Source organism: Asticcacaulis sp. SL142 (genome assembly GCF_026625745.1).
Lineage (GTDB): Bacteria > Pseudomonadota > Alphaproteobacteria > Caulobacterales > Caulobacteraceae > Asticcacaulis.
Map to the genome: position 1 here is coordinate 1,704,102 of NZ_CP113061.1, position 14,248 is coordinate 1,718,349.

The 14,248-nt window shown below is 50.9% G+C and carries 13 protein-coding genes; 6 read left to right on the forward strand and 7 right to left on the reverse strand.

The genetic code is table 11. From position 1 onward, the window contains the following. Positions 1-283 precede the first annotated feature (283 nt). From OVA03_RS07825 to OVA03_RS07835, 3 genes are read right to left on the reverse strand one after another with little or no spacing between them, the layout of a single operon-like run. A complete protein-coding gene (locus OVA03_RS07825; RefSeq protein WP_267527563.1) occupies positions 284-1,204 on the reverse strand; it encodes a plasmid partitioning protein RepB C-terminal domain-containing protein in 921 nt (306 codons plus the stop codon). Continuing rightward, a complete protein-coding gene (locus OVA03_RS07830) occupies positions 1,194-2,111 on the reverse strand; it encodes a ParB/RepB/Spo0J family partition protein (RefSeq protein WP_267527564.1) in 918 nt (305 codons plus the stop codon). The genes OVA03_RS07825 and OVA03_RS07830 overlap by 11 nt, the downstream gene beginning before the upstream one ends. Further along, entirely contained in the window at positions 2,108-3,670 is a 1,563-nt protein-coding gene (locus OVA03_RS07835; protein ID WP_324291040.1) for a recombinase family protein, read from the reverse strand. Before OVA03_RS07835 ends, OVA03_RS07830 begins: the two co-directional genes overlap by 4 nt. A gap of 77 nt (positions 3,671-3,747) precedes the next feature. Here OVA03_RS07835 and OVA03_RS07840 point away from each other — a divergent pair, with 77 nt between their 5' ends. After that, a complete protein-coding gene (locus tag OVA03_RS07840) occupies positions 3,748-4,341 on the forward strand; it encodes a DeoR family transcriptional regulator (protein WP_267527565.1) in 594 nt (197 codons plus the stop codon). 63 nt (positions 4,342-4,404) lie between these two features. Here OVA03_RS07840 and OVA03_RS07845 read toward each other — a convergent pair whose 3' ends face one another. Further along, positions 4,405-4,671, reverse strand: a complete 267-nt coding sequence (locus OVA03_RS07845) for a hypothetical protein (RefSeq protein WP_267527566.1) — start codon at positions 4,669-4,671, stop codon at positions 4,405-4,407. A 361-nt stretch (positions 4,672-5,032) separates the two neighbouring features. On the opposite strand from OVA03_RS07845, the gene dcm reads away from it, so the two are divergent. The 3 genes from dcm (at position 5,033) to OVA03_RS07865 (ending at position 8,046) form a co-directional block, all read left to right on the forward strand. Beyond that, the gene (gene dcm, locus OVA03_RS07855; RefSeq protein ID WP_324291041.1) at positions 5,033-6,268 is read left to right on the forward strand and encodes a DNA (cytosine-5-)-methyltransferase; all 1,236 of its coding nucleotides are present in this window, start codon (positions 5,033-5,035) and stop codon (positions 6,266-6,268) included. Positions 6,269-6,308: 40 nt separating this feature from the next. Further along, entirely contained in the window at positions 6,309-6,503 is a 195-nt protein-coding gene (locus OVA03_RS07860) for a hypothetical protein (RefSeq protein ID WP_420710503.1), read from the forward strand. A gap of 220 nt (positions 6,504-6,723) precedes the next feature. Then, complete coding sequence (locus OVA03_RS07865) at positions 6,724-8,046, forward strand: MvaI/BcnI family restriction endonuclease (protein WP_267527568.1); 1,323 nt, start codon at positions 6,724-6,726, stop codon at positions 8,044-8,046. Between the two features lie 39 nt (positions 8,047-8,085). On the opposite strand, the gene OVA03_RS07870 is transcribed toward OVA03_RS07865, so the two are convergent. Beyond that, positions 8,086-8,841, reverse strand: coding sequence for an HNH endonuclease (locus OVA03_RS07870; protein WP_267527569.1), 756 nt, complete (start codon positions 8,839-8,841; stop codon positions 8,086-8,088). Between the two features lie 187 nt (positions 8,842-9,028). Continuing rightward, on the reverse strand, positions 9,029-9,334 hold the full coding sequence (locus tag OVA03_RS07875) for a DCL family protein (protein ID WP_267527570.1): 306 nt from the start codon (positions 9,332-9,334) through the stop codon (positions 9,029-9,031). A 217-nt stretch (positions 9,335-9,551) separates the two neighbouring features. Here OVA03_RS07875 and OVA03_RS07880 point away from each other — a divergent pair, with 217 nt between their 5' ends. Continuing rightward, positions 9,552-10,430 carry a DUF1837 domain-containing protein gene (locus OVA03_RS07880; RefSeq protein ID WP_267527571.1) on the forward strand — a complete coding sequence of 293 codons (879 nt, stop codon included), beginning with the start codon at positions 9,552-9,554 and terminating at the stop codon, positions 10,428-10,430. Beyond that, a complete protein-coding gene (locus OVA03_RS07885) occupies positions 10,427-12,958 on the forward strand; it encodes a DEAD/DEAH box helicase (protein WP_267527572.1) in 2,532 nt (843 codons plus the stop codon). Before OVA03_RS07880 ends, OVA03_RS07885 begins: the two co-directional genes overlap by 4 nt. Before the next feature lie 363 nt (positions 12,959-13,321). Here OVA03_RS07885 and OVA03_RS07890 read toward each other — a convergent pair whose 3' ends face one another. Continuing rightward, a complete protein-coding gene (locus tag OVA03_RS07890) occupies positions 13,322-13,921 on the reverse strand; it encodes a hypothetical protein (protein ID WP_267527573.1) in 600 nt (199 codons plus the stop codon). Between the last annotated feature and the right edge of the window lie 327 nt (positions 13,922-14,248).

Sequence of the window (14,248 nt, forward strand, 5' to 3'; positions counted from 1 at the left end):
CTGGTGATCGCTTCCCGCTAACGCCCTCACGATACCTTAGAGTCTGCCCAATTGAAGGAGCAGACAGATGAGAAGGAGTGGTTTTACCGCCCCGCAGATCATCTAAATGATCAAACAGCAGGAGGCTGGGATATTGACTGAGGATGCACGCCGGCCGCGTAGGCCGGGCCCGGCGACATTTTAGAAGCCGAAGGCCCAATACGGCGGCTAAAGGTCGCAAAAGTCCGCCAGATGAAGGGGCTTGAGGTTAGACACGAAGCTAAAGCGGCTTTCTAAAACACTATCAATCCGGTTTCAAACTGGTCATATCTGCGATTTGCCGAAACTGGCGCAGAATCTCTGGCTGGTGGTTCGACAGATAGCGGACAATTCTGGCGTTATTTAGCAAGGTTCCCAAATACCCCTTTGCCAAAGTCAGGTTGAGAACGTCCTTGCCATAACTGTCTTCTATCAGGCGGTATTCGCGTTGAAGGCTGTCCATTTCGGTTTCCATGCGCACCATCTGATCCTCGTCCAGTCCCTTAATCTTCTTGGGTCGTTCAGGATGGACGAGTTGTGCTTTAGGTGTGGCTGCCAGCAGAGCCATCACATAAGGCTTCGTATAAATACCTGCATCATTCATCAGCGTTGCCGCTTCGACCTGCCGCAGAGGCTTCATTTTACGGAGAACCGGAAACGTTTTGGGTGCGATAAACTGATCTTTGAGGAGTTCGATGGCTTCAGGGCAGATGCCTTCAAGCATATCCCGCTTTTCGATAATGCGACGAACGTCGAGATTCAGAGCCTCTGCCAGTTTCTCTTCGGAGACCCCGCGTTCAATGGCCCGCCGGATCATCTTATGTTCCTGAATCGATGCGATCCGATTGATATGCTTATTGTAGGTGAAGCTTTCGTCGTCGGACGCCACAAGGCAGGTCACGGTCTGCTCACCGAGTTCCTTAAGAGCATAGAGACGCAGATGCCCATCCCTCAAAAAGTAGCGGCCATTCATGCCGACGGCAAGCGACACCGCTGGTGGCTCTATAATGCCTACGGCCCGTGTCGAGGCGACAATCTGCTTGTATTTATGGCTTTTGAAAACCTTGGGGTCCATGACCTTAGTCATGATGATCTGGTCGATATCGATGTCAACGGTGCGCTCGTCGAAACTGGACTCAATCGGTACCTGGGGCAGTTTCGTAACGCCACGACGGTTAGAAGCCATGATGCGCGCCCCGTTCTGACATAAGTGACGCCAGAGGTTTCGGCAGTGTGCTAAGACCCTCAGCCCGTAAGAGCGTACAAAAGTTCTCGTCCTGTGTTAATTCCCGTAAGGCTTCTGTCACAAAGGTTAGCCGTGTCGCCGCAAGATCTGCTTTTTTCGTCAGCAAGCGCTTGCGGTCCAGTTCCCGTTGAAAAACTTTCATCACGTCCTGAACCGAAAGTGCCCGCTGACTCTTTTCCCGCCCCGTACGCTTTTCGCCGGTGTAAGCCTTTCCGCGGCGGCGGCGCGTATCCATGAGTTTCTTTGCCAGCAGCAGACGGTTGCCCCTGAGCTGGTTGGATTCGTAGGCATCCTGTAAAGCCAACTGCTCCTCTTCCGGGCCCTCCGCTATGCGAATGGCGAGGTACATCGGGATCTGGCCGTTCTCCACCGCCGTCAACAAACGTTGTTCCCCTTTTGCCATCAGGTTGATAATGCCATCGACGTACTCAGTGGACATCCCGGTCTTCTTGGCGATCGTTGCCGCGTCATACCCTTGCTTCGCGAGGATTTCGACACCCTGTAGTATGTCAGCAGACCTATGCTGGCGTCGTGCAAGATTCTCGACCAGGCTCATTATCAGAGCCTGCTCCTCACTGGCATCAATGATCATCGCCGGTATCTCGGTTTGGCCACAGGCGAGAAATGCTTCAAGGCGCCCCTGACCACAGATGAGGTCGTAGTCCTTATCTGCGGTGCCGGAACGACATGCCGTCACCATGATGGGCCGCTTCATCCCCACCTGAGTCATATTGGTCGCCATATCAAAGAATATCTTCTGATTCCGCGCCCTCGGGTTCAGGATGTTGATGCGATCAATAGGTATCTTTGCGATTTTACCGACACGCAGGCCCTTCGCACCACTCATGCCGCCACCGGCAGGTCCGCTCTCTCAGCCATGAGAAAGAATGATTCAAGATCGTCGAAGCGGTAGGCATCCAGCGCAAGGTGGTTGTTGTCGGCGAGCCGTATTTTTGGCGTTTCAATATCTATCGCCGGGATCAAGTAGTAATCGAAGACGTCACGATTATTGGCGGCCATTCGGACGACTATCGTGATGTCAGGCATCAGGCCGGCATCAAAACGTATCTGCCAGCGATTTTTACCGGATGTGGACTGACCGCAACGACTGATAACAAGTGAGGCTTTGATTTCCTCATTGACGATAAGGAAATCTGTCAGCTCGTCCACCCGAACTTTGCCGCCAAGTTGCCTGATCTGGTTCAGGACGTCCGCTATAATCTCAGGGTGCATCTGCCTGATATGCCGGTTGTCCTCGATGAACGTGAGGTCACGGCCTGGATCATATCCTATGAGTTTGTAAGCCTGTGTCAGGCCGCCAAAGCGATAGGCGTACACTGCGCTTGACGGCATGTCGTCTGTCTCGTCGATCAGGATACCTGAAAGCCAGCCCTGCCGCTCATGCAGGGCTTTCAGCCTTGTCAGCATGTCCGCATCCGTGAACTTTCGGTTTCGTTCGCGGATAATGCCCTGAGCCGTGTAAAAATGGCGCGGTTCAATGATCGCCTCAAAAACACCGTCAGCGCGTACCCACATATCCGGATCGTTCTCGACCCGCCGCTTTTTCAGTTTGAATGACCTTCGATTGAAAACATTGTTTCCAATATATTTTTCGTTGGTCAAAATGCCGTGCACAACACCACGGGTCCAGTTTCGGCCAAGGTCAGTTTTCACGCTACGCAGGTTTAGGCGGGCGGCAATCTCTGACTCACGCAGCCCCTCCTCAGTAAACGCTTTGTAGATCCACTTTACGATCACCACCTCATCCTCTGGTCCGGCCACCAGAACGACCCGGTCCGTCTGAAGCGATTTGTGCTCTCCCCGCTTCAATTCACCTTTGGGGTTCCGTTGCTCGTCGAGCAGGACCCGCCGCAGGCCAAATCCTGCCGGACCGCCCTGACGAAAGCCCATCTCTATAAGGCGGCATTGGCCGGCGAACACCTTGCCGGAAAGTTCTCGGCTGTACTCTCCCGCCATCGCGCGTTTAACGCCCTTGACGATGGTTGAAACCGGACTGCCATCATTCTCAAATTGTTCTGCAACGTAGTGCACATCGATACCTGCACGCCGACACATGTATTCGTAATAGGCACTTTCGTCGGCATCCTGAAACCGTCCCCATCTGGTAACATCAAGGACCAGGATGGTTGTGAAATCGGCTGCGCCAGACTGAACGTCGGCAATCAGGCTCTGCAATGCCTCGCGTCCATCAATGCTCAGACCACTCTTGCCGGAGTCGGTATAGGTCCGGACAATGTCGATAGAGAACCGTTCGGCGTACTCGCGGATGGCATCCGCCTGATTTTCCGTAGAGTATTTCTGGTGATCCGTAGACATGCGGACGTACATCGCTCCGCGCCTGCGACTGGAGGTTTCTTCGCTCCCGATTGTCATTCCTGCGTTCATAAATCCCGATCCCGAAGGCGTTACCACTTACCGCGACTTCTGAGGCGGCGGGGAGTTTTAGCGTGGGAGGGCACGGCTTGTCGCTTGCAAAAACAAGGCGAGTTTTGGGAGCAAAATCAAACGTTTCTTCCGACCTGGAGCTGGCAAAAATTGTAGCAAAAGCCCTTCGCGAAGATTTCGGAGACATGGCATCCGCAATCAAGCAAATTGGTCAGATTACAAGCGCAAACCTCAACACCGTCACAAACTGGTATCAGGCCAAAAATGTCCCATCTTCCAGACACTTACTTGTTCTGGCGAGAACCTCTCCCGGTATATTGCGGCTCGTCCTGATGCAGATCGGTGGGGAAGATCTTTGGGATGCCTTTCAGCTCTATCCCGCCCGTAAACGAACCGTGTCCAGACGACATGATATCGGCCGCGACACTGCCAAACGCATCGAAACAGATGTCACAATAAATGTCACAATAACCGATTTAAATGAGCGCCAGAACTGGCTTATCAGCGAACTCAAACGTGGTTCTGACTGCAATGCGCAAAGCCTTGCGCACGAATGGAATGTTACCATTCGAACCGCGAGGCGGGATATCTCCCACCTTCAAAGCTATGGCCTGATTAAATTTTCCGGGGCAAAAAGGAATGGAAGATACGGCGTGTCTGAGCAAGTGTAGGTATCAACGGTCACCTGAGGCGTTGCCTATTGATGAACTCGACGCGAACTTCAGAAGGCCGCACTAACCGGCGTGTTTAACGTCAATAAATAGTGCCACGCCGCCAGGAACAGACTCCTGCGCTCTCTTCACACTACCGTTGGCATCGACCGCTTCAAAGATACGGCGTTCCAGCTCATTTCGGCGAGGGTCAGCGTCGATGTCCCAAAGTGCCACGACTTCTGCATCACTAAGTCCGGTCTCGAACTGAAATTCCGATACCGCTTCAGCAGCCTTTTCTTCGTCTGTGTAGTCGTAAAGACGATCAGCAATGTCTACGGAAACGCCCATATTTAAGCCTCTAACAATAATATCGCAGCCCTGCAGGTATAGGGCGGCGGCGCCACTCAGCCCGTTTAACTACCATCTGAACGTACCACAGATCCGGCAGCTAAACCAGGGCCTGACTTGGTATTTTTAATAGCATAGTGCTTAAACAAGGATAGTTATCGGCGCAGTTGAAGATCTCACCGCGAGTTGAGATCCGCCCAATATTGAGGGCCACCTGTTCCAAATCCACCCGACGCGGAAACAAAAAACTCAAAAAGAACATAAGGGAAACATTTTTTCAGTTCAGAACCGGAAACACACTTGATATCTGGGGCGAACAACGACACCTTGTCAAAACTCTTCCCAGCGACAGCGGTGCCTAATGCAAAACCAGGACTTTTCTTCACTCAGGATTCAGGCAGGCATTACCATAGAAGCGCTCGCCGATAAGCTGGGTTATAGTCCAAGGCAGGTATATCGTTGGGAAAGAGGCGAGCAGCCGCCCCGTGAAGCCGCCCTATCGCTTCTCAGAGCCATGGTTCAGGGCTCGACGAACGTCACAGTGCTGAACAGCCGCTTTACGTTTATAGACCTGTTTGCCGGTATTGGCGGACTGCGCAGAGGCTTCGATTCGATCGGGGGCCACTGCGTTTTCACCTCGGAGTGGAACAAGTACGCTCAGCAGACCTACGCCACCAACTTTCGGGACAACCACCCGATAAATGGCGATATCACCCGGATTGGCACCGAAGACATTCCGGATCATGACGTGCTGGTGGCCGGCTTTCCATGTCAGCCGTTTTCGATTGCCGGTGTATCGAAGAAAAACTCACTCGGCCGCAGCCATGGTTTCCTTGATGAGGCTCAGGGCACGCTGTTTTTCGACGTTGCCCGTATCCTGAATGAAAAACGCCCGGCGGCTTTCATGCTGGAGAATGTGAAAAATCTCAAAAGCCATGACAAAGGACGAACCTTTGAAGTCATCATGAAGACCCTTCGTGAGGAACTAGGGTATCATGTCTGGCACAAGGTCATCGACGCAAACCATTTTGTTCCCCAGCACCGCGAACGGATAGTTATCGTCGGGTTCCGTGAAAACGTCCCCTTCAACTGGGAGGATCTGAAACTGCCGGCAAAGAGCGCGCAGCAACTGCGCCGTATTTTGCATCCTGAAGACGGTAGTGAAGATACCGAAGAGCCTTATACCGTGGGTGCGCAGGCCAGGGTGAACGACAAGTACACGCTGACCGACAAGCTTTGGGAATATCTACAGGGATATGCCGCCAAACATAAGGCAGCGGGCAACGGTTTTGGGTTCGGGCTGGTTGGGCCTGACGATGTCGCCCGCACGCTTTCAGCCCGTTATTACAAAGACGGCTCGGAAATACTGATCAACCGTGGCGAAGGCAAAAACCCACGGCGCCTGACGCCCCGTGAATGCGCACGTCTGATGGGGTATGGCGATGATTTCCGGATACCTGTGTCAGATACTCAAGCCTACATGCAGTTTGGCAACTCGGTAGCCGTTCCCGTCTTCTGCGAGGTCGCCCGTATCATGCAGCCCCATATCCAGATGCTGGTAAGCCAGCAGCAACAGCAGTTTAAAGAGGCGGGTTGATTTGGCGGACGTTCATGATGCCATAACACGCAGCCGGAACATGGCAGCGATTAAGGGCCATGACACCAAACCCGAACTCCGGATTCGCAAAGGGCTTCATCGCCTCGGATACAGATACAGGCTTCATGATAAAACCCTGCCGGGGAAACCGGATTTAGTTCTTCCTAAATACCGGGCCGCCATTTTTATCAATGGTTGCTTCTGGCACCTCCACGACTGTCACATGTTCAAATGACCGGGCACGCGGCAGGACTTCTGGCAGGCAAAGATCGGTCGAAATGCTGAAAATGATGCCCGCAATCTCGTACAACTTGGCGCACTTGGCTGGCGTGTCGCAACGGTATGGGAATGTGCGCTTAAAGGCCGCAGAAGACTTCCCGACCAGAAAGCTATACAGCTTCTGGATGATTGGCTAAGGTCCGGAAACGATTCAATAAATATCCGGGGCTCAGATCTTGGTTGATTCACTTTCCCAGCTTTTAAGCCTCATGCTCCATCACGGAGCGACGAGGATATATGCAAAGAAACTGTCGCCAAACGACAACTCTAAAAACCAAGTGTACCTTGGCGGCGACTTTTCAGTCCTCAATATTATACCTCACAACGATATCTACACCGATAGCGAAGAGGCCGCAGGAAGTGTCCGCGACCGCGGCAAAGCGAGCCTGAATTTCTTCTGGGTGGATCAGGATGGAAAGCACCCTGCCCCCGAGGCTCAACTTATCCTGTATCCTAAATATCCGGAAGTCCGGATGTCGGGCTTATTGAAGCGCTGTAAGCAGGCGCCAAGTGAAATCATGCGCGTCCGCGACCCTGGCCGTGTTCTATTCATTGGCGTGACAGCCCGGCGGGAAGTTCTTGGCTTTGCCGTCAAGGCCGACAGCCCAGTAGCCGTGGAACTCAACAGCCGCCAGTGGGAAAGCCTTGGTGTCTTTCTGGAACTGCCAGCAAGCGCGGACGTTACACAAAATCCAAAATCGATATTGCTGGCGGAGCTTCGACGGATACACGCGCTCAAATGGATTGCATCGCAGAAATTAAGCAGAGACGGCAGAAAGCTGCCCTACGCGGCCAGGAATGCCGGCGGCTATACCCTCGAAGCTGAACTTGGCATATCGCCTAACGGTTACTCGGAACCTGATTTCATGGGGTGGGAAATCAAACAATACAGTGTCACCGATTTCCAGACTTATCGCGCCAAGACCCCCGTGACACTTATGACGCCTGAGCCAAATGGGGGAACCTACAAAGACGAAGGTGTGGCAGAATTTCTGCGCCGGTTTGGATATGCCGACAAGAGCGGCAAGGCTGACCGGTTTAATTTCGGCGGCATTTATACCTGCGACAAAGACTTCCATGCTGACACTGGCCTAAAAATGACCCTCGACGGTTACGACGTCCAGACTGGCAAAATTACAGACATGGAAGGAAGCATCAACCTCATGTCACGCACCGACGAAATGGCGGCGTCCTGGAGTTTCAAAGGCATAATGCAACACTGGAATCGAAAGCACGCCCAAGCCGCCTACCTTCCTTGCCTGTTTCACGAACCTCCACCAGAATATGCTTATGGGGCGAAGGTGTTGCTCTGCGAACAAACGGACTTTATATTGTTTATAAAGGCACTGGCTTCCGGCAAGATCTATTACGACCCTGCCGTAAAGATAGAAAACGCATCGTCATTGCACCCAGCAATCAAGCGACGTAGCCAATTTCGCATAAAGCACGCTCAAATCGTTGACGTTTATCACCAAAATGAAGAGGTTTTGCTAAGTTAGACAGTGTGTAGCTGTTCGCAATTATGGGCCGTATTCACACTAGGTAGAGTCAGCAGTCAGACTTGCAATTCGATTGGCAAGGGCGGCTCTTTGAACTAGCCTGTTTACGCCAAAGTGAAGTTCACGATGACAGTGCGGACACAATGCAGCAGCGTTCTTTAATGTGTCATCACCTCCTTCTCCGAGCGGCGTAACATGATGAACTTCCAAGTAAGGCCTGCCGTCACTGCGTACAAATAGCTCGCGTGAACATCCGGGCGCCTCGCACTTATTCTCCGATCTAACAAGTGCGGCGGCAACAACGAATGGATTGCGAACGAACTCAGTGCGCTGCGTCATTCTAGTGGGGGCGGGACCAATCGCAGCTTGCGCGCGTTTGAAAAGAGCACCTCTGCTTACCCCCTTAGCCAATGCTTTTACGAATTCGGCATTGGTTGCAGCCTTTGATAAGGCTTTAACGGCGAATAGCTGTGATCCGATATTTCCGATAACCACCTCATCCCCAACGTTGAGCCAAGCACTTATGATTTCATGACCCATCCGAGGTTCCGGGGTGCGCCCGGCACCAGTTCGCTCCGAATAATAGTATGACGCCTTAACTGCGTCTCGTGCTTCGTCAAGCAACACGGTGATGGAGAACTCTTCTCTCGGCCGCGCTGCCGACGGCGAAAGACCCGCTGCGTGGATGGCTGCCTTCTGGCCTAGGTTCGGGAGGTAGGCTCCTTTACTTTTGTCGGTAGGTGAAACTGTTTTAACAGCGCAATTATCGAAAACATCGTCCCATTTAATATTCACGCCGTCTCCGCAATTTAAAGTGCTTCAGAAATAGGGAGCGCAGCGGAAGTGGCGTTGCCCCGAAGACTTTGTACCGCCGATAGATGGAAAATATCTTACCTAATTGCCGAAGCTGGGCAGACAGAAACATTAGCCGACTCAGTGATGAAACCGTAAAGACGTGACTCCGCCGTAGCGGGGCCGAACTTTAACGGGCTCTCCCGCTAACACAGCTCTGAAACGAAAACCGGTCTCTTGAGCCATCTGTTCTGACTAAATTAAAGCACTGGGTGTTGTATTCCGCAGCCTCAACACCAAAGTGCTCAATGCCCGCCCCAAGCTTTAAACTGTATTCTGGATGGCGCTTAAGCAGCTCCGCCAGCTCTATGGCATCAGAATCATCTACGCGATCGCCCGGCTTGTATTTCCGGAGCATAGACCGAAAATGCGCAATCGCGTCGCCTTGCTTTTCAAAGCTTATTACACCTAAATCAATAGGGTTGGTCCGTCCCATTTCGCTTCCTTCGCATAGCTCTTCCCTTTTTTATATTTTCTACTTATATTTACATTGTTGATCGACACAATCAGAAAAATAACTGTTTAAGCAGGCGAAATTGGCGAACGAACCAAATGCAGAGACTGATAAATTCGACCTGAATGAATTGATATCAGCCATGTCCCGTAGGGACTACGCTAAGCTTTCGCCCCGGATTCGATGTTTGGACCATTCCGTGACAACTGAATGTAAGGGGGTGACGCTAAGACTTAATTTCCCGTCTTTTCGCCAAGGCGCTGCTACGATCCATGATCTGGTAGAGACCATTTACCTCTTCTTGCCCCAGTTTTGCCTGCCGAGATCAACCCTTGAAGAAGTTCGAGCACAATACGGGAAAATTAGTGCAGAAGACTATGAGCTTAAATGGTCACAACTATCTGAGTCGGCGAGAGATTTATTTAAGCGTGCTAATATCAAAACCAACCGAAACGGGGAAGCAGGAGAACTTTTACTGCACCTGTTAACCGACTGGATATTGGGTGCGCCACAACTAATTGCAAAAATGTCTCTGAAGACGAATACAGAGATGCCAGTACACGGAGCCGACGGCGTCCATGTGAAGTACTGTCACGATACATCACAGCTTATGCTGTATTGGGGCGAGTCAAAGCTATATAAAGATGTTGGCTCAGCATTAACGGCTGCTATTACTTCGATCACTGAGTCCTTGCAGCCAGAAAAACTAAAATACGAGTTGGAGCTGGTACAACGCAACATCTCATTTTCTGGCCTTGATGACATCGGTAGAGCCGCTGTCCTAAGTTACCTCGACCCGTTCGACGAAGCTTCAAACCAGCGAAACAATATTATTACCTGCCTAATTGGGTTCGACTTTGACGGCTTTAAAAAAATATCGGCCGCTGATGGCAATGACGCCGAAGCTAAATTTACAAGCTTGGCAAAAGACGAATTGTCAAAATTGGCGCCAAAACTTGCTGACGCAGTCAACACGGCTGGGTTAGCGGCTCAACCAATAGAATTGTTTTTATTTCCGGTGCCGTCAGTCGCTGAGTTTCGGGACTTTTTTCAGAGTAAAATTGGGTGGCCCCCATGATCCAGGAACTCTCCAACAAGGTCTGGCAAAATCCGGCCTTCCATTCAGCCTTGCGTCAAATCGAACATACCTGGCTGAAACGTGAGCTTGGGTCGCCAGTTGAGATTGACGAAAAATCGGCGCACGTTCAAAAGCTCATTGGCGCAGCGGCGATACTGGCCTGCTCTGAAGATCAACAGCACAGAAGAGCAGCATTTCGGGCGGCCACTTGGGTATATGAGCTGTTTGGCTCGAACCACCTCCCTCTGGACCAAGCTCTTCGCGTAGTTTTAGCCCGCCTAGGGAATTACCCTTCGATCGGCACAAGAACTGACGTAAAAGTCGCGGATGCCCATCTCCCACTAAGTTTGCTCACGGAAGAAATTCGTCAAACTGATCTATCAAAACTCGTGATAGGTGGTGAAGTATTTCATCTGACTGAATTTCAGAACCAGCTGTGGACGAGCCTGAAGGCCAAAAAAAGAGTGGCTTTGGCGGCGCCCACTTCCGCTGGTAAATCATTTGTACTTCAGCGGTACATCTCGGCACTTTTTACAGATCCCAGCCCTCAGATTGTTATTTATATCGTCCCGACGCGCGCATTGATTGCTCAAGTCGCTAACGACCTTGGCGAACACCTAAAAAAGCTTGGGTCCGATATGCCAGAAATTGTAACAGTGCCAGGCGATCCTGAAACTAAACTTCCATTCCGCGCTATCTACGTAATGACGCAGGAGCGAGTTCAACTTTCATTGAGCACGTTTCCTGATTTCAGCGCCGGCGTTGTGATCGTTGATGAGGCTCATTCTATCGCGGACGACTCTCGCGGCGTTTTATTACAATGGGTGATAGACGACCTGCTCACCAGATCCCCTAGCCTTCAAATATTATTTGCAAGCCCGGCGATCAAAAACCTTGAACTTTTCGGACGGCTATTTGGCCTTGCTGACGTCTTAGAATTTAGATCAGTTGAGCCAACTGTTGCCCAAAATTTCCTGATTGTGAAAGTAGAAGCTGCGACTAAAGGAAAAATCAGCGTTCACACGGTTGGCGACGGCACGGCGCCAATTGCTGAAGTGTTGCGCCTTGAGCTTGATCGTACACTCGCAAGCCGAGTTGACAAGTTAGTCCATATTTCTGCGATTTTAGGCGCTGGGCAGTCAAATATTGTCTACGCGAATGGCGCCGCGGATGCAGAAAAGATCGCGGTTCAACTCGCCGACCTTTTCTCCGAAGTGGAAAGCAACTCCGTACATATTGATCTTTCAGATTTAGCGAAAGAGGCAGTGCATCCTAATTACGTCCTCGCCGAATGTGTGAAGCACGGGGTCGCTTTCCACTATGCCAATATGCCAACGCAATTACGCTTGGCAGTAGAGGCCGCAGTCGTGAGTGGCGACATAAATTATCTTGTCTGCACGAGCACACTTCTACAGGGCGTGAACCTGCCCGCGAGGAATATTTTTATGTGTACCCCGGAGAAGGGCAAGACACATCCTCTTGAATCAACTGATTTCTGGAACTTAGCCGGTCGCGCAGGGCGTCTAAGACGGGAATTTCAAGGCAATATTTTTCTTATTGATTATGACGTCTGGAAGAAAAAGCCTTTGGACGGACCTAAAGACGCCGTCATCATGCCGGCAATCGAAAAAAGCATCAAGTTCGATTCAGCTCAGCTTTTTACCGTCATATCTGACGACGTCAAAATGCGCGGCTCAGACCGGGCCGGTTTGGAAACAGCATTTGTAAGGCTCTATTCTGACTTGAAACGTGGCGACCTTCAAACGACCCTAAATCGCATAGGAATTTTGGAAGGTGGTGCCGAAGCCATCGCCTTGACTAGCGCGCTTGGCGATGCGGATTTGCGAGTCACCTTGCCAGCGGAAATTGTGAGACGTACCCCGAATATTTCGGCCCATAAACAGCAAAGAATGTTTGAATACTTGCGAGCTAAGATCGAACTTGGCGAAGATGCGGCCAAGACTCTGATACCTCGGCATCCCAGAGAAAGTGAAGCGTATGATTCCTACGCGGCCATTTTGGCGATTTGCTACGATATTGTCCTTGGGCTAGATACGTCAAAAAATCTGCACAGGTTTCATGCGTTAATTGCGCTGAGATGGATGCGCGGCATGCCGCTTCCCCAGATTATTGACGGTCAGATTGCCAGAGAGACAAAAAAGATTGTTCAAACAGTGATACGTGATAGCCTAACGCTCGTTGAAACAGCAATCCGTTTTCAAGCTGTAAGATTGTTTGGCTGTTACAACGCCCTACTAGTATACGCTTTGGATTCAGCAGGTTTGGTATCTTTAGCCTCAAGTATTCCTTCACTACCTCTGTATCTTGAGGTAGGCGCCTCTGACCGAACTATGATCAGCTTTATCTCTCTGGGACTATCACGAGTCACAGCTATGAAACTGAACGATCTGTCCGCACGCAAGGACCTAGACGCACAAGCCGCGCTTCAATGGCTACGGTCTAGGCCGCCGAATTCACTAGGACTTTCTCCTCTGCTGTTATCCGAAGTTAGTTCCATAATTGCCTAAATTGCGGACTCGTTCGCTATTTCATTGACTCGGTTCTGTTTCTCTTTTGGCAATTCGTGGTGCCCCCCCTTGTACTGATCCGATATTGAGGCAAGCATCGAGATTTAGAATCCATAAAATACAAAACGCTCAACTCTTCGATCCAGTGACATCGCAGATGGCGAATGTCTACCTAGGGCCGGTGTATGATTCATGGCAGCCCTCCGGTAGACAACTTTTTCCTGAAATCAACACTGAGCGAGGCAGCCGCCTTTATTGCGGCTTGGTGCACAAATTTCATTCCGGCGATCTAAGCGTAGATCAATCGGGCCGTGGTCTAATTTCAAGTGCGTTTATTTTACACCGGCAACTTAGCAGACGCTGTCAGCGTACAGGGCGCGCCCGCTGAATTGGCGCTTTCGCCAGTGCCTGAACATGTTCCTCGATGACCTCTTTATAATACGCCACCAATTCCTCACCTAGGCCCCTTTCACCGGGCGCCGTCAGTTCGGCCAAGTATTTCTTGCCAGATTCCGTCATAGTGACGGCGCCGTTGTGTCCCTTTGGCGGCCAATAAATATATTTTTGCTCTTTCAGATTAGTCGCCAGACGTTGGGCGCAGGTCGCATATTCACCAACATCCAAGCCCGCCGTTATCATTGCTGTCCATATTTGCTTCTTGGTCGTGTGGACTTTTCGCAGCGTAAGAAAAAGCAGTGCACAAAAATCGAACACCATGCGTGGAACAGGCTCGCGATGCGGCAAGTCGTCATGATCATTGACAACAGCCGGCTCCGACTTTACGTGACCGTAGCCGACCAGCCCTTGGATATCGCTCACGGACCTTTGGTTAAACGGCAAGAGTTGTATTGCGCTCGAGAAGGTTTCCGCGTGATCCGGGTTATGCTTCGCTACGATTTGAAGGAGCTTTGGCGTAGCGGCCAAGAAGCTATTTAGCAGGCGCACGGCCTCCTGATAGCTCACATCCTCCCGAAGCCCCTCCCCCTTTGTCACGAACGTTAACCTTCTATAAAGCTTTCTGCACTAAAAAAAGTAGAGAGAATCGGTGTCTAGCCATCTCAATCGTTTCGCTTGCAATCGATAAAAATCAAATCAAACAAAATCAATCCAAAGCAAACCGTACCACATTGGGACGATGTTGCAAAGCTATGATTCGGCACCAGTTTTTAGGCAAAATGTCAATTCGAATGAATCGAAGAAGACCGCATTGCTTTTTGGTGGATTTGGTTAAAGCGAACACGAACCAAGGCCACTTATCGGAAACGTAAGGAAAATTCTTTTGTATTCAAA

Bases quoted from the DNA above. Each gene is read 5' to 3' on its own strand.
- OVA03_RS07875 (WP_267527570.1), bottom strand. From the start codon at position 9,334: ATGGGACGGACCAACCCTATTGATTTAGGTGTAATAAGCTTTGAAAAG.
- OVA03_RS07885 (WP_267527572.1), top strand. From the start codon at position 10,427: ATGATCCAGGAACTCTCCAACAAGGTCTGGCAAAATCCGGCCTTCCAT.
- OVA03_RS07830 (WP_267527564.1), bottom strand. From the start codon at position 2,111: ATGAGTGGTGCGAAGGGCCTGCGTGTCGGTAAAATCGCAAAGATACCT.
- OVA03_RS07825 (WP_267527563.1), bottom strand. From the start codon at position 1,204: ATGGCTTCTAACCGTCGTGGCGTTACGAAACTGCCCCAGGTACCGATT.
- OVA03_RS07835 (WP_324291040.1), bottom strand. From the start codon at position 3,670: ATGAACGCAGGAATGACAATCGGGAGCGAAGAAACCTCCAGTCGCAGG.
- dcm (WP_324291041.1), top strand. From the start codon at position 5,033: ATGCAAAACCAGGACTTTTCTTCACTCAGGATTCAGGCAGGCATTACC.
- OVA03_RS07860 (WP_420710503.1), top strand. From the start codon at position 6,309: ATGGCAGCGATTAAGGGCCATGACACCAAACCCGAACTCCGGATTCGC.
- OVA03_RS07845 (WP_267527566.1), bottom strand. From the start codon at position 4,671: ATGGGCGTTTCCGTAGACATTGCTGATCGTCTTTACGACTACACAGAC.